This is a genomic window from Marinimicrobium alkaliphilum (assembly GCF_003259155.1).
GTDB lineage: Bacteria > Pseudomonadota > Gammaproteobacteria > Pseudomonadales > Cellvibrionaceae > Marinimicrobium_A > Marinimicrobium_A alkaliphilum.
In genome coordinates, this window is sequence record NZ_QGMQ01000006.1 from 326939 (window position 1) to 346037 (window position 19099).

Consider the following 19099-nt stretch of genomic DNA (forward strand, 5'->3'; position numbering starts at 1 on the left):
CTATGCCCCTACCTTCCCTGCTTGCACACTTGCGCAGCCAGCCTCAATTACTGCTGTGCAGCCTGTTACTGGCCCTGGCCGGGCTGGCGGGGGGCGGCGTGTATGTGTACCAAAGCCTCGCCGGGCAGCAGATTCAGTCCGAGCGCTACGGCCAGGCGCTGGCCGACACGGCCGCGCGCCAGGCGGTCGAGCCCGCCCTCAACCAGGACATGATCAGCCTGCAGGTGATTGTGCGCGAACTGACCCGCCACCCGGGCGTGGTGGGCGCCACGGTTCACGATGTCGAGAACCGCCTGCTGGTACAGAGCGGTCACAACCCCGACCGACGCGAGCGGGAAGCATTTTTGCGTTTTGGCGCCACCATCGCCCTACACAACAATATCGCCGGGCAACTGCGGGTGACACTGGAGCGGCCCCGACTCGATACGGGCGAGCGAGTTTTTCTGGTTCTATGGGGCCTGGGGTTTGCGCTCCTGATCGGCGCACTCTGGCTCACGCCACATTGGCAGCAATTGCGCCGGACCCGGGCGAGCGCCGCGCCGGTCCCCGCGCCTGACACCTTCGAGCCCGAAGCCCCGGAAACCCCGACCGCGTCGGTGCGCCTGAGCCTGTACTTGAACAATCTGGCCACTCTCTACAATCAGCTCAACAGCGAGGGCTTCAGCGAGCGGGCCAGCACCTTCGAGCAACAGCTCAAGCGCGTGCTCAACCTCTATAGTGGTGAGCGCCGGCTGCTCTGGGGCGACGTGTTGATTATCGACTTCGCAGGCGACAACAATGCCGACTGCAGTTTCCGCGCCCTGTGCGCCGCACAGCTGCTCAGTGAACTATGCCAGGGCATCGAAGGCCCGCGCCTGCGCCTGTCCGCCTCCATCCAGGCGCTGCCCGACCCCAGCAGCCCCGCCTCACTGGAAGCCGACTTCTGCCATCAATTCAGTGAACGCCGCCACCCCGAAGGCGAAACCATTGTCATCGCCGCCGGACTGATCGACCCGGCCCTGGAGGCCCACGCCGAGATCACTCCCGGCACTGGTGAACTCAAGCGCATCCTGCCCCCCTACCGGGACATGCTCACCCGCCAGTGCGAGCAACTGCTGTCACATCAGTGACACAAAAACGTCACAGACGCGTCACCACCCCCTCCTAAGCTGAGCCTCACGAGTAATAAGTGAGGCATACAGCATGTTGGATATCGAATCCTCCATCACCCGTAAATTTCCGAACCTGGCACGCCCTGGCGCACGCCTGCGCCAACCCGCCGTCAGTTTGTTGCGCAAACTGATTCGCGAGCAGGACATCAACCACTTTCTCAAACGCCACCAGGGCCTGCGCGGTCTGGACTTTATCGACCGGATTTTTGAACACTTCGACTTCAGCTACCGGGTGTCCGAGCGCGACCGGGCCAACATTCCCGCCCAGGGCCGGGTGGTCATCGTTGCCAACCACCCGATCGGCTCGCTCGACGGCTTGGCATTGCTGCGCCTGATCAGCGCCGTGCGTCCGGATGTCAAAATTGTCGCCAACGAGCTGCTCATGGCGTTCGAGCCCCTGCACGACCTTTTGCTACCACTGGACAACATGAGTCGCAGCGGTTATCGGCGCAGCTACAAAGCCATTCTCGGGGCACTCGAAGCCGAGCAGGCCGTGATCATCTTCCCCGCCGGTGAAGTCTCCCGCGCCCGGCCTCAGGGCATTCGCGACGGCGCCTGGCAAACGGGCTTTCTGCACTTTGCCCGCAAGGCCAAAACGCCCGTGCTGCCGGTGTTGATAGAAGCCAAAAACTCGCTGCTGTTCTACGGCACCTCGGCACTGTTCAAACCCTTTTCCACGGCGCTGCTGGCTCGGGAGATGTTCAACAAGCGCTCGAGCGAAATCAGCTTGCGCGTGGGCGACCCTATTCCGGCCCACGCCCTGGACACTAAAAACCTGGCGGACAAGGCGCTGCTCAAGCGTTTGAAGAAACACCTGTATCAACTGGGCAAAAACCGTCGGCAAAGTTTCGTTACCGAAAAAACCATCAGTCATCCGGAAGACCCGCGCTCCCTGCGAACCGAGTTGGAAAGCGCTGAGCTGCTGGGCAACACCCGCGATCAACACCGGATTTACCTGTGTGATTATCATCAACACCCGCGCGTGCTGCGGGAGATCGGTCGCCTGCGCGAGCTGACATTCCGCCTTGTGGGTGAAGGCACCGGCAGCCGCCGGGACCTGGACCGTTACGATACCTACTACCGCCATCTGGTGCTCTGGGACGAACAGAACCTCTGCATTGCCGGCGCTTACCGCCTGGGCGATACCGCAGCCATTCTCGAACAGCAGGGCATCGATGGACTCTACACGGCGGAGCTGTTCCGGTTACGCCCAAGCTTAAAACCGTATCTGCGCGAGGGGCTGGAGCTGGGCCGCAGTTTCGTGAACCCGGCCTATTGGGGCAAAGCGAGTCTCGATTATCTGTGGCAAGGCCTGGGAGCCTATCTGGCCCGTCACCCCCATATCCGCTATCTGATTGGCCCGGTGAGTCTGAGCGCGGAGTATCCCAAGACGCTCCAGGATCTGCTGGTGTTTTATTTTCAGCGTTATTATTACTCGCCACCGGCATTGGCCGGAGCTCGCCATCCGCATTTTATCGAGCCGGAGGAGTTTCAACGCCTGAGCAGTTTGTTTGAGGGACTGGATCGGGATCTCGGATTTGCGTTGGTGCAGCAGCTGTTCGCGGAGCAGCAGCGCAAGGTGCCGGTGTTGTTCAAGCAGTACCCGGCGCTGTACGAACCGGGTGGTTATCAGTTGTTGGCGTTCAGTGTGGATTCGGCGTTTGGCCATTGTGTGGATGGGTTGTTTATGGGCGACCTGCAGCAGATGAAGGAGAAGAAGAAGACTCGCTATCTAGCTTGATGCTCGTGTTTGGGTGCCACTTGCCCCCAACACAGACTCTTACTCCCCTCACCCCCAACTTCGGTGGGTGCAGGCGAAACCTAATGCGAAGCCTGTCTTGGGATTACCTTCTGGGACTGTAGGAGGCAGGACGCCGACTTCAAGCCTACATGGACGACCCACAGGGAAGTGGGAAGTGCCCCGAAGCGCCGGGAGCGCGCAGGGGCCGTATTCACGGCGTGTCCCGGGTGGCCTTACCCCAAGCCCCGTCACAACAGCATAACCGTGGTGCACGCACAGCCCACTGGACAACACCCCCAAACCTCGGGACACTACACAAAACCCAGCAACGAGACACCCCATGCACCTACACATCCTCGGCATCTGCGGCACCTTCATGGGCAGCCTCGCCCAACTCGCCCAAGCCCAGGGCCACCGCGTCACCGGCAGCGACGCCAACGTCTACCCCCCCATGAGCACCCAACTGGAACAGGCCGGCATCGAACTGACCCAGGGCTTCGACCCGGCGCAACTGCAACCAGCGCCAGACCTGGTGATCGTGGGCAACGCCCTGAGCCGGGGCAACCCGGCGGTGGAATACCTGTTGGCCGAGGGCATCCCCTACACCTCCGGCCCCCAGTGGCTGCACGACCACGTCCTGCCGGGCAAATGGGTGCTGGCGGTGGCGGGCACCCACGGCAAAACCACCACCGCGAGCATGCTCGCCTGGATTCTGGAGTACGCGGGCATGAGCCCCGGCTTTCTGATTGGTGGCGTGACCCAGAATTTTCCCGTTTCGGCGCGCCTGGGCGACACGCCCTTTTTTGTGGTGGAAGCGGACGAATACGACAGCGCCTTTTTTGACAAACGCTCCAAGTTTGTCCACTACAGTCCGCGCACCCTGATCCTCAACAATCAGGAATTCGACCACGCGGATATCTTTGACGATCTCGCGGCGATTCAGAAACAGTTTCACCATCTGGTGCGCACCGTGCCCAACAACGGCCTGATCATCTCGCACGCGCATGACCAGAACCTCAACGACACTCTGGCCCAAGGCTGCTGGACGCCTCGGGAAACCCTGGCACTGACTGACGACGCCCCGAACGCCGACTGGCAGGCGCAACTCCTCGAAGCTGACGGCTCCGCCTTTGCCGTGCACCACCAGGGCCAGGAGATCGCGCGGGTAAATTGGCACCAGACCGGTAATCACAGTGTCAGCAATGGCCTGGCGGCAATGAGCGCGGCGCGCCATGTGGGCGTAACCCCCGAGGTCAGCGCGCGCGCTCTGGGCGAGTTTGCGGGCGTTAAGCGGCGTATGGAGTGCATCGCGGATGCCCACGGCATCAAAGTCTACGACGACTTCGCCCACCACCCCACCGCAATCAAGACCACCCTGGCCGGGCTGCGCGCCAAAGTCGGGCGCGAGAAAATCATCGCCGTGATCGAACCGCGCTCCAACACCATGCGCATGGGTACCCACAAAGACGCTTTGGGTAAAGCCTGTACCGACGCCGACGATGTGCTCTGGTACCAGCCGCGCGACGCCGACTGGCGCATGGACGAAGTGGTCAATCACAGCCCGGTCCCCGCCAAACTGGTACATGACCTGGATGAGCTGATCCACTGCGCCCTGGCGCTGAGCGAAGTGGGCAGCCATATTGTTATCATGAGCAACGGCGGCTTTGGTGGCCTGCACCGGAAATTGGTGCAGCAGCTTAATCGCCACGCGCTTTAACCACACAAGGGGACACATCAATGAGCCGAGAACGTACCGTCACTCTGGCCATGACCGGCGCCTCGGGCGCGCCCTACGGCCTGCGCCTGTTGCAGTGTTTGCTGGCGGCGGACTGCAGGGTCTATATGCTGCTCTCGGGCGCCGCCGAAGTGGTGATCCGCACCGAGACCAACTTCGAGCTACCCGACACCCTGGACGAGCAACAAGCCGCCCTGGCCGAGCGCTACGGCGCCGAGGATGACCAGCTGCAACTGTTCGCCAAGGATGACTGGTTTTCCCCGGTAGCGTCCGGCTCCAGCTCCCCCAGCGCCATGGTGATCTGCCCCTGCAGCGGCGGCACCCTCTCGGGTATCGCCCACGGCGCCAGCAATAACCTGATCGAACGGGCCGCCGACGTCGCACTCAAGGAGCGCCGGCAACTGATCCTGGTGCCGCGCGAAGCCCCCTACTCCGCTATCCACCTGGAGAATATGCTCAAGCTCACCCAGATGGGCGCCACCGTGATTCCCGCCAGCCCGGGTTTTTACATGCAGCCCACCACGATCGAGGAGATGGTGGACTTTATTGTCGCGCGTATTCTCGATCAGCTCGGCATCGAGCAGGATCTGATGCCGCGCTGGGGCGAAGACTGATGGTTGAGGTCACGCTGGTAGAGGTGGGGCCCCGGGACGGCCTGCAAAACGAACCCACACCGATTCCGTCACTGGCCAAAATCGCCCTGGTGGACGCCCTGGCCGAGGCTGGGCTGACCCGCATCGAGGCGGGCGCTTTTGTGAACCCCCAGTGGGTGCCGCAGATGGCCGACGGCGAACAGGTCTTTACCGACATCAAGCGCCGACCCGGGGTGCGCTACGCGGCTCTGGTGCCCAACGCTCGGGGCGCCGAGCGCGCCCTGGCGGTCAAGGCCGACGAACTGGCGGTCTTTGCCGCCGCCACCGACGCTTTCAGCCAAAAGAACACCAACTGCACCGTGGCCGAAAGCCTCGCACGCTTTGAGCCGGTCATCGCCCAGGCCAAGGCCGCGGGCGTGCCGGTGCGCGGATATATCTCCTGCGTCATCGCCTGCCCCTACAGCGGCGCGGTCGATCCCGCCCAGGTAACCCGCATCGCCGAAGACCTGCGCGCGCTCGGCTGCTACGAAATTTCCCTGGGCGACACCACCGGCGTGGGCACCCCCCGGCAGGTGGATCAGCTGGTCAACGCCGTCAGCGCCCGGCTGCCGGTGGACAAACTGGCGGTACACATGCACGATACCTACGGTCAGGCCCTGACCAATATTTACGTCGCCCTGCAGCAGGGCGTACGCGTGGTCGACAGTGCCGTGGCCGGTTTGGGCGGCTGTCCCTATGCGCCCGGCGCCGCCGGCAACGTTGCCACCGAAGATGTGATCTACCTGCTCAACGGCCTGGGCCTGGAGCACGGTGTCGACCTGGACAAGGTCGCCGCCGCCGGCCGCGCCATCTGCCAACAGTTGGGCCGCCCGAGTACATCCAAGGTCGCCCAGGCCCTGGCCGCTCGCCACTCATCAACAAAGAACGATTCATGACTCTCGATAACAGCGCTAACGAACAACTGCTCCAGGCCAAGCTCAATCAGGAAACCGCCCGTCTGCCCTGGCGCGACCTGCAACGCTTTTTTGCCAGCGGCAGCACCATCGCCGTGGACCCCACGCTGGATCTGCTCCAGGTCGCCCAGGTGATTGCCAACGACGATGCCGCGCAACTCAAGCACTGGCTCGACCAGGAGCAGATCGGTCAGGTCAGCGACGCTCAGGCCAAGACCTGGTACGAGGCCGACACCGAACTCTGGACCCTGGTGATCAAACCTTGGGTACTGGTTCAGGAACCCTCGGGCACCGGCGTTGACCAAGAGCTACCCCCGACCCGCAACCGGTAACGAGCTGCCATGATCCGCACCTGCATTCACGCTTGCCTGGCCACCCTGCTGGCCCTGACAGCCACTGTCACCAACGCTGAGAGCGAAACCGACGACGTCAGCCGGTATCAACGCCTGTTCAAGGAAATCGCCACCGCCGTGGAGGCCCCCAAGGACCTCGCACCGCTCTACAGCGCCATCGGCGACCGGCGCGCGGTGTTACTGGGCGAAGCCTCCCACGGTACCCGCGAGTTTTACCAATGGCGGGCCGAGATTTCCCAGCACCTGATCGAGCACAAGGGCTTCGCCTTTGTCGGCCTTGAGGGCGACTGGTCCTCCATTTACCAGCTCAACCGCTACATCAAAGGCCAAACGCCGGAGGGCCAAAGCGCCCGGGATGTGATGCGTGCAGACATCACCCGCTGGCCCCAGTGGATGTGGGCCAACGAAGAGTTTGCGGACTTTGTGGAATGGTTGCGTGCCCACAACGACGAGCGTGAGGCGGACGACAAGGTCGGTCTCTACGGCCTGGATATGCAGGACCCTGAGGGTTCCATGGCCCAGGTACTGGCCTGGTTTGAGCAGAACGATGAAGCCCGTCACGGCCAGGTCGCCGACGCCTACCGGCAGATCACCCGGTTCCCGGAGAATTTTCGCGGCTATGCCCAGCACCTGATGCGCGGCGGTGACCGCCTGGAGGACGCCGTGCGCCTGCCGGTGACCCTGCTGCGCGAAGCCATGGGCGATTACCCCAGCAAAGCCGACAAAGCCCAGTGGGCGGCGCTCCAGAATGCATTAGCCGTCAAGCGTGCCGAAGCCCAGTTCCACGGCGCGGCCAGCCGCGGCCCGGAATCCTGGAACGCGCGCGCTCGCTATATGCACGAGGCCTACCTGCGCATCGCCGAACGTCACGGCGACGGCAGCAAAGGCATCGTCTGGGCCCACAACACCCACGTCGGCGATGCCCGCGCTACCGATATGCGCAACCGGGGTGAAGTCAATATCGGCCAACTGATGCGCGAAAGCGAAGGCGAAGATGACGTGTTCATTCTCGGCTTTTCCACCCACCGGGGCACCGTTATCGCCGGGGCTGAGTGGGGCAACGAGCGCCAGACCATGACCGTCGTGCCCGCCCACCCGCAAAGCGTCGACGCAGCACTGCACAAAGCGGAGTTGGACCAGCACCTGTTGCTGTTCGGCCCGGACACCCGTGAGGATCAATGGCTCATCCCCATGCACAAGCGCGCCATTGGCGTCATCTACCGACCACCCAACGAGGCCTACGTGCCGACGCTGATCACCTTGCGTTACGACGCCCTGCTTTACTTCGACAAAACCCGGGCGCTCACACCGCTGAACAACTGATCGGCGTCGCCCTCCAGCGCCCGCGCGCCCAAAGCCTGAACGCCCAAGTCGACAGAGCCCTCACTCAACCCTCCTCTGGGGGCAATTGATAGTATTATATTTTGTATGATAGGGTCGATTTGGCACGGATAAAAAATGCACCGCGCAAAACAGGCGACCACACCACGCAGGATGTTTACCTGGGCGCCAAAATGGATGATGGAAGTACAGTGTGGAGAAATATGAATAAGAATATTTTGATTGTAGTACCCATTTTTTGCGCGCTTTTTATTACCGCCTGTGGCTCCGATGGACACCTAAGTTATGAGCAGCCACCTGTCGAGAATGAAGACGTTACTTGCTCTGATGTTGTGTATTATGACGACGCTCTGATCAGAGTTGTTTCTGTGATCGACAGTTCGAACGACGACAGATTGGTTCAGGTGACATTTAGTGAACTGACAATTGGCGACCGATCAAACTATAACTTTAACAGTCTGGAGCCTTCGGTTTTGTCTAGCGTAGACATAGCGTCCGACGGAGAATCGGCAATCTGCACTATTCCATGTGAGCTGTTCACCTTCGAAGCGGAGTATTCTATGGTCGTCAGTGCGCCCGCGTTCGAATCAAAGGTCGTCGAGTTCGAGCCCCGCTACGAAAGTGACGGTGGCCCTCCTTGCCGGAGCAATTACTCCGGGAGCTACGAGCTGTTTATTTCCCTTGATCCTGAACACTAGTCCCCGCCCTCAAGGGCCACCACCACGCCCCGGGCGCGACGCGCTTCGCAACCGAGCGATTCGAGCCAGCGCGCGACCCGGTGGTTGGAATTGTGGCCCATCCAATAGGCATCGGAGTGAGCCACAAAGATAAAGTCGTAAGGGCGATTGAGCTGCTCGCGCTGCGCCTGGCCGTCCTCGAACTGCTGGTCCAGTGCCGCAATCAACGCGTCCACTTTGGGCCCGGCTACGGTGAAGGCGTAGATCTCGGAAATTCCAGCTCTGACCGCCCGATGGACCGGCTCTGGCCCTTCGCCCCCGGCGCGGTAATGCTGGCGCCCCAGGGTCGCCGCCGAGGGCCAGACCAGCGCCCGGGTGCCGGACCAGAAGCCGGTTTCAGCCTCGGCGTAATAGCGCCAGTCGCCATAACCGTAGCGCAGCAGGTCGCCTCCCGCATCGGTGACCACCAGCGTCGGGTGGTGCCAGCCGTGCTTGACCAGATACACCGCCCGCGGCGCCTCCACCGCCTCGGGACAGGTCACCACACCGGTGCACCCGAGCAGCATCAAGGTCAGGCCCAGTGCCACCCACCGATTCACCCCTTGCAGCATCATAGACCCCTCCCGAGCAATATCTGGCGCCCACGACTACCACTGTAGCCCTTTTTATCCCCCTCCGCATGGCTCCTACGCTGGGCGCTAGCGCTGCCGGGCAATTGGCTTTTGAACGCTCAAGTATTACTATCAGCGCTCTAACTCGCGCACACCCTCACCACAGGAGCATTCGTTATGGCAGACTCTCGCAAAACACAGGTACTGGTACTCGGCGGCGGCGTCGGTGGTTACTCGGCGGCCTTTCGCGCCGCGGATCTGGGCCTCGATGTCGTTCTGGTCGAGCGCTACCCGAGCCTGGGCGGGGTCTGCCTGAACGTCGGCTGCATTCCCTCCAAAGCTCTGCTGCACGTGGCCCAGGTCATCAAGGAAGCGGCCCACGGTGATGACATTGGCGTGAGCTTCAACAAACCCAAGATCGACCTGGACAAGACCCGCAAATTCAAGGAAGACGTGGTCGGCAAGCTGACCCAAGGCGTGGGCGGTATGGCCAAACAGCGTAAAGTAGACGTGCTTCAGGGCGTGGGCCAGTTTGTCAGTGAGCACAAACTGGCGGTGGAGGCCGATGGCAAAACCGTGGAAGTGGAGTTTGAGCACGCCATCATCGCCGCCGGCTCCCAGCCCGTGAAGCTGCCCTTTATCCCTCACGATGACCCGCGGGTGTGGGACTCTACCGACGCCCTGGAGCTGCCGGAAGTGCCCAAGAAGCTGCTGGTCATCGGCGGTGGTATTATCGGGCTGGAGATGGGCACTGTTTACGAGGCCCTGGGCAGCGAAGTGAGCGTGGTGGAATTTGCCGACCAACTGATTCCCGCTGCCGACAAGGACCTGATCCAGGTCTACAGCAAATACAACAAAGACACCTTCAATGTCATGCTGTCCACCAAGGTCACCGAGGTCAAAGCCAACAAGGGCGGCCTGAAAGTCAGCTTCGAAGGCAAGAACGCGCCGGACGGCGATCAGACCTACGACGCCATTCTGGTGGCGGTGGGCCGCGCGCCCAACGGCAAAAAGCTGGCCGCCGACAAGGCCGGTGTCGAGGTGGACGAGCGCGGCTTTATCGCCGTCAACGACAAGCTCCAGACCAATGTGCCTCATATCTACGCCATCGGCGACATCATCGGCCAGCCCATGCTGGCCCATAAGGCCTCCCACGAGGGCCATGCCGCCGCCGAGGTGATCGCCGGGCACACCATCATCAAACCCCGCTCCATCCCCTCCATTGCCTACACCAATCCGGAGGTGGCCTGGGTGGGCCTGACCGAAAAGGAAGCCAAGGAACAGGGCGTCGAGTACCGCACGGCGGTCTTCCCCTGGGCCGCCAGCGGCCGGGCACTGGGTGCCGGGCGCAGCGAAGGCAAAACCAAGCTGATTTACGGCAAGGACAACGATCAGTTGCTCGGCGCCGGTATCGTCGGGCTGAATGCCGGCGAGCTGCTGGGCGAAATCAGCCTGGCACTGGAGTTTGGCGCCTCGGTAGAAGACCTGGCCCTGACCGTCCACGCCCACCCCACCCTGCACGAAACCGTGGGCCTGGCAGGCGAGCTGGCAGCGGGCACCATTACCGACCTGCCCAACCCGCAGGCAAAAAAGAAAAAGTAATTCAAAAAGCCCCGGGCCAAAAACCCGGGGCTTTTAATAAGAAAAATTGAACCGGACCCAACGCGGCTGCGACTCAACGGGTACAGAGGTTCTCGCAAAGTGAGCACTGGATGGCTTTATTTGTACTCCGCCCCACCGCCGTACTGAGTGCGCCGCTGCTGATCAGCAGTTGGCTGATACTGGCCGTGCCCGTCGCACAAGCCCAACCTCTGGTACAACTGACCCCCTCGACCAGCGCCGGCTTTTATCAGCCGGATGAACGTCTGCATCTTTTTGTGCCTGACAACGCACGCCCCGATGAGCCCGGCACGCTGACCCTGGAGCTGGACGGCATGGATGTGACCGCCCTGACTGAAATGCACGACGGCGAGCTGATCTATACGCCAGTACGCCCCCTGAAGCCGGGCGAGCACCAGCTCAGGGTCGTGTTCTACGGGGAGCAAGGTCGCGTTCAGGAGCTTGGACACTGGCGCTTTGAGGTGCGCCAATCGCGCCGGTTTCAGGAGCTGGAAGCACGCGGACAGCTTGACCTGGCCCTCAGTCAGCGTCTTACCCAGCACAATCAGGGCGGCGGCAACGACTTCAGTGTGCAGGGAGGAGGTCACCTGCAAGCCCAAGCGAGCGGCGACAACTGGCGCCTGGACAGCAGCCTGGATTTGATGGCGGTCAACGACACAGAACTGGCTATCGCTGGGCGAGAACTGGATCTAGCCCGTTTCAGTCTGCGCGGCGAATACGACCGCTACCGGCTGGCGCTGGGCGACCAGCAACTGGCCTCCGCCAGCTTGATTCAGGACGGTTTTGAGCGGCGCGGCATTTCAACCGGAGCCCGCCTGCCGGTGATGGGCGGCGCCCTGTCCCTGTACCGGGCCGACAGCCAACAGCAAGTGGGGATTGATGCCGGACTGGGCGGGGACGAGGCCGACAGCCGATTGACCGGGGGGCGACTGGAGTTTTGGCCCCTGCGCAGCGCTAACGCGCAGCTGCTGGTAGCGGGCGAGCAGCTTTCTGGCCGGGTCAGCACGCCGGACTACGGCAGTTTTGACCCGAACGCCGCACCCACTGTACACCGGGGCGAAGCCAGAAACCTGACCCTGGACGGGCTTTTTTTTCGGCGGCAATTACGGCTGCGCTACGAAACCGCCGAAAGCGAGTACGACTTTGACGGCAGAGACGGCGACCTGGCGCCGGAACGCGATAACGCCTGGTCCGCACTGGCGGTGGTCGACCCGACACCGATGGCAGACCTCAACTGGCGCCTCGGCTGGCAGTCAACAAAAATGGGGACCTGGTACAAAAGTCTGGCGAACCGCTACGCGCCCGCCGACAAAAGAATGGATCGGGTATTTTTTGATGTGTCCAAAAACCAGTGGAGCTGGGAAGGCGGCTACGCCATAGAGGACAACAACCTCGCCGAAGATAGCGCCTACGCCACCTCGGAAACCCGGCAGTGGAACCTCAGCACCCACTACGCCGAGTATGATGTGCCCGAGGGGCCGATCCTCGATTTTTTGGGGCAGCCGAGTTACCACCTGTCAGCCAGAGGCACCACCCTGGAAGACAGCTACACGCCGGAAGGCTATCTGGCCAACGACCTGGAAACTCGTCACTACGGCCTGACCGCCGCCTTCACCAAAACACAGCTGCAATGGTCGGTCGGTTATCACTACGATACCCTGGAGGACGCCACCGGCTGGCAACCAGAAGCCCGCACCCAGGCCACGCGCCTGGAAGCCGGCTGGCTTCCGAACCGGCGCTATCGGCTCTTTGCCAGTTGGCAGCTCCAACACACCACCTATCCGACGCTGGACGCAAGCACCTACCGGCACCTCTACGCCTTTGATGCCCAGGCAGAACTGATTCCAGGACGCCTGCAGACCGGCCTGACCATGAGTTTGAATCAAACCCACGCCCGAGAAGACCCCTTTTTCGCCCAACGGGGGGAAGATGCCTACATGAGTGCTCACCTGAACTGGCGACTTCGCGACCCCGATCCCCATTTTGGCGGTCTGGACCTCCGATTGAGCGTGACCCGCAACCGCTACTTAGAGCAACTGGCCTTCACCGACACGGTGGAAGGCTACCAAGCCTTTATCGAGCTACGCAGCCAGTGGCCGCTAGCCTACCCGGGAGGTCAACCATGACGATACTCCGCCAGGCCAGACGCGCACTGGCCCGTGTTCTACTCCCGGCCCTGGCGCTGGGCGTTGCCCTGCCCACCGCCGCCCAGGAAGTTGAACTGTGCTCGGGCATGCGACCTTGCCGGGTAGCCCAGCCGGTCACCGTAGGTGAACAAACCACCCTCTCCCTGATTTGGCGCGGCCGTGTCCAGCAGGTCGAGCGCTTTGCTGACGTCGCCTCGGACGTCGGCTACTTCACCCTGGGCGATCACGGCTCGGAAGAGTCGCTCGGGGCTGTACAACGCCCCCTGTCGGAGCGTGTTATGGCCTCCCCCGATGGCCAGGTGATCCTTTCAATTAACGAAACCCTGACCGTTCCCGCCGACGTCAGCCGGCGCGCCGCCGAGCGGGGCCACAGCACGTTATCTTTTGTGCGCCGGTTCAGTATCAATGGCATGGCTATCACCAGTGTGCAAACCATTCGCCTGTCCACGCCCGCCCCAGGCCCGGAGCCAGAGCCGGCGCCCATGCGCACCAACCCCAATGCCATGCGTTCGCTGCCCGAAGGCCAGGAGGTCACCGCCAGCGGGCTGCTGGTCCGCCGGGTGGCCTTGCGTTTTGAAGACGGCAGCCCGGTGGCCTCAGTGGCGCGCGACGAGCCACTGCGCGCGCAAGCCCACATCCACTATGACCGCGCCGGCCTGCTGGAGGCCGTATGGGAGCTGGCAACACCCGCCACAACCGGAGGCCAGCCGGTCTACCGCCGCCTGGACAATGTGCGCCAGTATCTGGGCGCCGGCCAGCAAGCCACCCTGCAAAGCCCGGTACTGCCCGTCGAAGAAGCGGGGCTCTACCTGCTGCGCCTGCGGCTGATTCAGCCACGCTTTGAGCAAGACACCCTCGACCTTCGCTATCAGGTCAGCAGCCGCTCGACGGAACCGGCGCGCGTACCGGTGTTGCGCGTGAGCGCACCCGCGGCTGGCGCCCCTCTGAGAGCCGACACCCGGTTTCAGTGGCGCCCCGTGGCCCAGACCCGCGCCTATCAGCTGGAGCTGTACGAGCGCCCGCCGACCGCCACAAACACCGACACACAACGTGAACCCCATACCGCTGCGGCGGAGATGACCGAAGCCCCCACGACGGGGATGCTGCTCCCAGGCAACACCGAGAGCACCCAACTATCGCCCGCCGCCTTGCAACGGCTGGCCCCCGGGCGCACCTATTATTGGCGCATTGTGGCCGTAAACGCCGACGGCGCCATTGTGGCAGCCAGTCCGGTTCAACCGATTCAAACCGAGGAATAATTTCACAGCGCTTATGGACACTTCTGTGCAGGAGACCGACGAACAACTGTTAGACGCCATGGCGGCGGGCGATATGGACGCAATGACCGCCTTTTATCGCCGGCACGAAACCCGCGTGTACCGTTACTTGATGGCCAAGTTGAACGATTCCTTCGTCGCGGCCGACCTATTGAATGAGGTGATGCTCGACGTCTGGCGTTCGGCCACCCGGTTTGCCGGGCGCGCCAAAGTCACGACGTGGATGCTCGGCATCGCCAACAACAAGGTGCTCACTTACTGGCGCAAACAAGGCAGGCGCGAGTTTACCGAGCTGGACGACAACCTGACCGACGAGACACCGGCCGCGGACCTGGAACAGGCGGTGGCTGCGGTGCAGGACGGCGATCGGTTGCGCGCCGGCATGCAAGGCCTGTCGCCGCCGCACCGGGAGGTGCTGCATCTGGTGTTTTTTGAAGAGCTGGACTATGCGGACATTGCCAACATTTTGCAGGTGCCCGAAGGGACCGTAAAGTCCCGGGTTTACCACGCCAAAAACTTACTGAAAAAACAACTGGCCAGAGCCATGAGGTCATCGTGAACAAAACTGATGAACAACTGAATCTGTGGGCCAACGGCCGCTTATCGGAAGCGGAGCGTTTGGCATTCGAACAACAAATGGCACAAGACCCGGCGCTGGCGCGCGAGGCCAAATTTGCCATGGCACTGCGTCAACAGCTGCAGGACGAGCCAGCGACGCCACCCGGGGAACTGGGGCTGGCGCGTTTACAGAGGGCCATTCGCGCAGGGCGCCAGGCGCCGCCAAACGTGCAGCTACGCAAAAATATCTGGAAGCCCGTGGCCATTGCCGCCTGTCTGATGGTGGCAATCCAGACAGGGTTGCTACTGGGCCCCGAGCCCTGGCGCCAAAACAATGCCATCGATGTTCGCCCGGCATCGGGCGAAGCCGCCACAGCCGGCCCCCGGCTGCAAATCGTTTTTGAACCCACGGCCAGTACGGCGGATATCCAGGCGAGCCTGCGCAGCGTCAACGGCAGCATTGTCGCCGGGCCCAGCGCCCTGGGTATTTTCCAGGTGCAGTTGCCGAAGGACAGCGCCGCCGACGAGGCCGCAGCACGGTTGCGCGAATTTGCGTTTGTGGATGAGGTGATCGCGCCGTGATGACACCCATCTCCGGAAGGCGGCGGTTGTTACAATGGTCGCTGTGCATCGGCGCCTTGGTCAGCCAACAGGCGATCGCTCAGGCGGTGGTCGAGCAGGAGGAGGAGACACCGAGATCCGACAGGGAGCTCCAACGGGCCGAGCCAATGGAGCGCACGGCACGGGAGCGGGAGGCACAACAAATCCGGAACGTGGAAGACATTCGTGCGGAGCGGGAGGCGCTGGAGGCCGAGCCCATAGAAGCTGAAGCACGTCCCAACCGGGAACGTGAAGAGCGAGAGCCGGAGCCGGCGCCTGAGAGAGAGCCAGAACCGGAACCGGAGCCTGAACCACAGCCGGAGCCGGAACGAGAACCGGAGCCTGAACCACAGCCGGAACCAGAACGAGAACCCGCGCCAGAACCGGACATCGAGCCGGAGCCAGACCATGAGCCAGACGCCGCCCCGGAGACGCCTCCCGAGGCCGAACCGGAGCCTTCAGAGCCCGAAGCGCGTCGCCCACCGATGCGCCGCGGCGGCAGTTTACTGAACGCCGCAATGACGCCCCCGCCCGTGCCGGTGCCACCGCCGCGCCAGATAACCCTCGATGACGCGTCACCTGACCCCGACACCCTTCCCCACGAGCCGCATGAGCTGCTGCTGGTCAGTGCCGATATGGCCGAGGCGCAGCAGGCAGCTCGGCAATTGCAGGGGTATCACCTGCAAGTAAAGTCCCGCGAGCAACTCGACAATCTGGGCCTGGTCATCAGCGTCCTTCGCCTTCCTCCGGACATTCAGGTACCCGCACTGCTCGCAAAACTGCGAGCGGAGCTGCCAGACCTCAACCTCGATACCAACCAGCGCTATCAACCGCTCAATGCTCGTCGCCAGTACGGCCAGCGCATGATCCGCTGGCCGGAGCCCCCACACACATGCCCCAGTCACTTTCGCATTGGGCTGCTCGATACCCAGGTGGCGGATCAGCATCCGGCGCTGGCGGGTACCGCCCTGGCCCGGCGCAGCTTTGTACGCGGCGAATCGGCTCCCGCCGAGCACGGCACTGCCGTCGCCAGCTTGCTGATCGGCAACCCGGAGTCCTTAGCGCCAGGGCTGTTGCCAGGCAGCGAACTGTTCGCAGCAGAGGTGTTTCGCCTGCGCGGCACGCCGGACGACCCGGTGGTAGACACCACCACCGACACCCTGTTGGCGGCCTTGGAGTGGCTGGCGAGCGAGCAGGTCCAGGCCATCAACCTGAGCCTGGGCGGGGAGCGCAACCGGATTTTTGAACTGGCCTTAACGCAACTGCTCGAGCGTGATATTCGACTGATAGCCGCAGCTGGCAATCAAGGCCCCGAGGCGCCGCCGGTATTTCCCGCCGGGCAGCCGGGGGTCATTGCCGTTACCGCCGTGGACGCTGCCGAACAACGGTATGCCGAAGCGAACCGGGGTGACTACATTGACCTGGCCGCCCCGGGAGTGGATGTCTGGAGCGCGGATGGCGACAGCGAAGGGCGTTACCATTCCGGAACCTCTTTTGCCGCGCCCTTTGCCACTGCCGCGCTACTGCTGGCGGAGTATCAAGGCGTCGACCTGATGCAGACCGCCAAGGACCTCGGCCCCGAAGGCCGTGACGACCAATTCGGCTGGGGCCTGATACAACACAGCGGCTGTCCATAAAAAAAGCCGGCTTCAGAAACCGGCTTAAATGAGGGGAGGAAAGACGAGGACTAGGGGCAGTTGCCTCCGTTAGCACCATGGGCACACTGCAACTCAAGCTCGATACTTTCGCCATCGTTCAGCGATCCGTAGGGCGAAAAGCTGGACGTTTGCGAGCCGTCATCGCCAGTCGCCATCAGCTGGACCCACTCGCCGTCGCTGGACATACCTTCCGGAAACTCCAGAGTCACTGACTCACCCACCAGGACGTCATCAAAGCTGCCCAGCATCGCGTAGCCGGCGCGGCTGCCTTCGACGTAGGCTTCGATGTCACAGCTGGTGGCCGCGGTATCCTGACTGTTGGTGCAGAACACTTCCACACTCTGCGCAGCCGGGCCCTGAACCACTTCTTCATCGAGAACAAGGATCACGCTACTGACCAATCCGGTCTCCATGCTGCCGGCGAGCAACACAAACTGACCGTTTTGACTGTAGGCACCGTCGGACTCAGCGGACCATTGAATCAGCGTGCTGGCGGACGGAATCGCGATGGACACGTCACTCTGAATGTACACATCGCTTTCGCTAACCTGATCGCCGTTAGGTGCAATCGCCACGAAATCCACGAGACAGGGAATGACAGTGCCATTGGCAGACTGGCATTGGACTTCTACGTCATCAATCGGTGTGGTATCCAGTGCGATGTCGACATTACCGGTAATGCCAGAGGTGGCCACACCTTCCGCCAGGACTTGCTGACCGCCGTGGCTGATGGGGGCCGGTGTTTCAGCAACCCACTCCAGCTCGGTGTGCTCATCCAGATTCGGCCAGGCGGTAACGATGTTGGCACCCGCTGCAGGGACTGCTTGAGTCAGGCTGTGAACGCCGTCAGTCAGCGTAACCGAGCACGCCACCGGGGTCTCGTCGGGCAACAGGCAACGCACGTGATTGCTGCTATCGGGCTCGCCCAGCTCAATCACCACATCGCCGGACATATCCGTGGTTTGCTCACCGATCAAACCACCGGCCGAGGTAGCCGACCAGTGAATGGTCGCACTGTTGGGCATATTGATAATGGTTGAACCGCCTGCGGGCAAGTGGCCGTTGCGGCTAAACATGGAGCCGTCGTCCAGAATCACCTCGGCACCAATACCACAGGGGGTCGCGCTGTTATCCTCAAGCCGACACTCCACGTGAATGCTGCCACCATACACAAACTTGAAGTCCCAATTCCAGGTAGAGAAGTGGCTCACCTCTGCGTACACCGCCAATCCCACAGGAGACGTCGGCGACTGCACCACGGTACCCATGATGGAGTCATCTTCCACCCACTCACCCTGTGCTTCGTCAAAGTGCCACATGGGAATGGTGCTGCCCACAGACAAGGCCTCGTTGTTGATACTGGCCACCGGCAGATCCATCTGTATTTCGGCTGTGGCGCCGGGCGAGAGCTGCAGGTAGTCGCCGTCCGCGTTGTGGATATCGACGGTCAACATGCCGGCACTGATCAGTTCCACCGCGTCACCGGCCGCATCGATCGCCTGACCGTTGCCGGGCATGGCCGTAAGCTCACCGTTGGTGATATCCCAAGGCGTAATCTGGACGGTAGCACTGCCAGTGGCGGGCTCGCCATCAGGGGTGACAAAGGCATCCGCAGGAAAGGTAATACGCGCGCCCAGATCGTTGGCGCTGAGCGTACGGGGCGCTTCAATATCCGCCAGGCTCAGGGTCTGCTTCACCGCTGTGAGACGTATGGGAGTAATACCGTCAGCCTCACCATCGACCTTGAGCGCCTGGGTGATAAAACCGTCCGCCTCGGCGCGCACCACATACGTATCCTGACTCGGCAAGGAGAACAATACGTAGCCATCGTCATCGCTCTGAGCAGTGTCTTCACCCAGGGTAACGGAGACATCCGAGAGCCGGGCGCCGCCGTAGGTTTGCACGCTGAAGCCCAGCTCAACGGACTCCGGTGTGGGGTCCGGGTCGTTATCGCCACCACCGGGATCATCAGGAAAGGGGTTGCTGTTGCTGCCACCGCAGGCAAAAAGGCTGCCGGCCAAAAGCGTGACCGCAAGCGTCCTCAGGTAGGATTTAGCATTTGAACTGTATTCTTGTTGCATGAC

General features: G+C 62.2%; 16 protein-coding genes. 14 read left to right on the forward strand and 2 right to left on the reverse strand.

What is annotated here, in order from left to right; all coding sequences use genetic code 11:
* Nucleotides 1–2 precede the first annotated feature (2 nt).
* From DKW72_RS11900 to DKW72_RS11935, 8 genes are all read left to right on the forward strand, one after another.
* Nucleotides 3–1109 carry a hypothetical protein gene (locus DKW72_RS11900; protein ID WP_111642580.1) on the forward strand — a complete coding sequence of 369 codons (1107 nt, stop codon included), beginning with the start codon at nucleotides 3–5 and terminating at the stop codon, nucleotides 1107–1109.
* A gap of 73 nt (nucleotides 1110–1182) precedes the next feature.
* Nucleotides 1183–2892, forward strand: coding sequence for a GNAT family N-acyltransferase (locus DKW72_RS11905; protein ID WP_111642581.1), 1710 nt, complete (start codon nucleotides 1183–1185; stop codon nucleotides 2890–2892).
* 340 nt (nucleotides 2893–3232) lie between these two features.
* Entirely contained in the window at nucleotides 3233–4609 is a 1377-nt protein-coding gene (gene mpl, locus DKW72_RS11910; protein ID WP_111642582.1) for a UDP-N-acetylmuramate:L-alanyl-gamma-D-glutamyl-meso-diaminopimelate ligase, read from the forward strand.
* Between the two features lie 20 nt (nucleotides 4610–4629).
* Nucleotides 4630–5241: a flavin prenyltransferase UbiX gene (locus DKW72_RS11915; protein WP_111642583.1), complete on the forward strand. Its 612-nt coding sequence runs from the start codon at nucleotides 4630–4632 to the stop codon at nucleotides 5239–5241.
* On the forward strand, nucleotides 5241–6155 hold the full coding sequence (locus DKW72_RS11920; RefSeq protein ID WP_111642584.1) for a hydroxymethylglutaryl-CoA lyase: 915 nt from the start codon (nucleotides 5241–5243) through the stop codon (nucleotides 6153–6155). Before DKW72_RS11915 ends, DKW72_RS11920 begins: the two co-directional genes overlap by 1 nt.
* Nucleotides 6152–6505, forward strand: a complete 354-nt coding sequence (locus DKW72_RS11925; protein WP_111642585.1) for a DUF2288 domain-containing protein — start codon at nucleotides 6152–6154, stop codon at nucleotides 6503–6505. Before DKW72_RS11920 ends, DKW72_RS11925 begins: the two co-directional genes overlap by 4 nt.
* A 9-nt stretch (nucleotides 6506–6514) precedes the next feature.
* Nucleotides 6515–7849: an erythromycin esterase family protein gene (locus DKW72_RS11930; protein WP_111642586.1), complete on the forward strand. Its 1335-nt coding sequence runs from the start codon at nucleotides 6515–6517 to the stop codon at nucleotides 7847–7849.
* A gap of 119 nt (nucleotides 7850–7968) precedes the next feature.
* The gene (locus DKW72_RS11935; RefSeq protein WP_157960477.1) at nucleotides 7969–8565 is read left to right on the forward strand and encodes a hypothetical protein; all 597 of its coding nucleotides are present in this window, start codon (nucleotides 7969–7971) and stop codon (nucleotides 8563–8565) included.
* Here the strand turns inward: DKW72_RS11935 and DKW72_RS11940 are convergent.
* Nucleotides 8562–9158, reverse strand: a complete 597-nt coding sequence (locus tag DKW72_RS11940; RefSeq protein ID WP_111642588.1) for a DUF2459 domain-containing protein — start codon at nucleotides 9156–9158, stop codon at nucleotides 8562–8564. The two genes, DKW72_RS11935 and DKW72_RS11940, sit on opposite strands and share 4 nt — an antisense overlap.
* Nucleotides 9159–9332: 174 nt before the next feature.
* Here DKW72_RS11940 and lpdA point away from each other — a divergent pair, with 174 nt between their 5' ends.
* From lpdA to DKW72_RS11975, 6 genes are all read left to right on the forward strand, one after another.
* Nucleotides 9333–10757, forward strand: coding sequence for a dihydrolipoyl dehydrogenase (gene lpdA, locus DKW72_RS11945; protein WP_111642589.1), 1425 nt, complete (start codon nucleotides 9333–9335; stop codon nucleotides 10755–10757).
* 110 nt (nucleotides 10758–10867) lie between these two features.
* On the forward strand, nucleotides 10868–12901 hold the full coding sequence (locus tag DKW72_RS11950; RefSeq protein ID WP_111642590.1) for a hypothetical protein: 2034 nt from the start codon (nucleotides 10868–10870) through the stop codon (nucleotides 12899–12901).
* Entirely contained in the window at nucleotides 12898–14181 is a 1284-nt protein-coding gene (locus DKW72_RS11955) for a hypothetical protein (RefSeq protein ID WP_111642591.1), read from the forward strand. The genes DKW72_RS11950 and DKW72_RS11955 overlap by 4 nt, the downstream gene beginning before the upstream one ends.
* 25 nt (nucleotides 14182–14206) lie before the next feature.
* Entirely contained in the window at nucleotides 14207–14758 is a 552-nt protein-coding gene (locus DKW72_RS11960; protein ID WP_157960478.1) for a sigma-70 family RNA polymerase sigma factor, read from the forward strand.
* Nucleotides 14755–15339: a hypothetical protein gene (locus tag DKW72_RS11965; protein ID WP_111642593.1), complete on the forward strand. Its 585-nt coding sequence runs from the start codon at nucleotides 14755–14757 to the stop codon at nucleotides 15337–15339. Before DKW72_RS11960 ends, DKW72_RS11965 begins: the two co-directional genes overlap by 4 nt.
* Complete coding sequence (locus DKW72_RS11975; RefSeq protein ID WP_232522400.1) at nucleotides 15339–16994, forward strand: S8 family serine peptidase; 1656 nt, start codon at nucleotides 15339–15341, stop codon at nucleotides 16992–16994. Before DKW72_RS11965 ends, DKW72_RS11975 begins: the two co-directional genes overlap by 1 nt.
* Nucleotides 16995–17044: 50 nt before the next feature.
* On the opposite strand, the gene DKW72_RS11980 is transcribed toward DKW72_RS11975, so the two are convergent.
* Nucleotides 17045–19096 (reverse strand): hypothetical protein, encoded by a 2052-nt coding sequence (locus DKW72_RS11980; RefSeq protein WP_157960480.1) that lies wholly within the window; start codon nucleotides 19094–19096, stop codon nucleotides 17045–17047.
* Nucleotides 19097–19099: the final 3 nt, after the last annotated feature.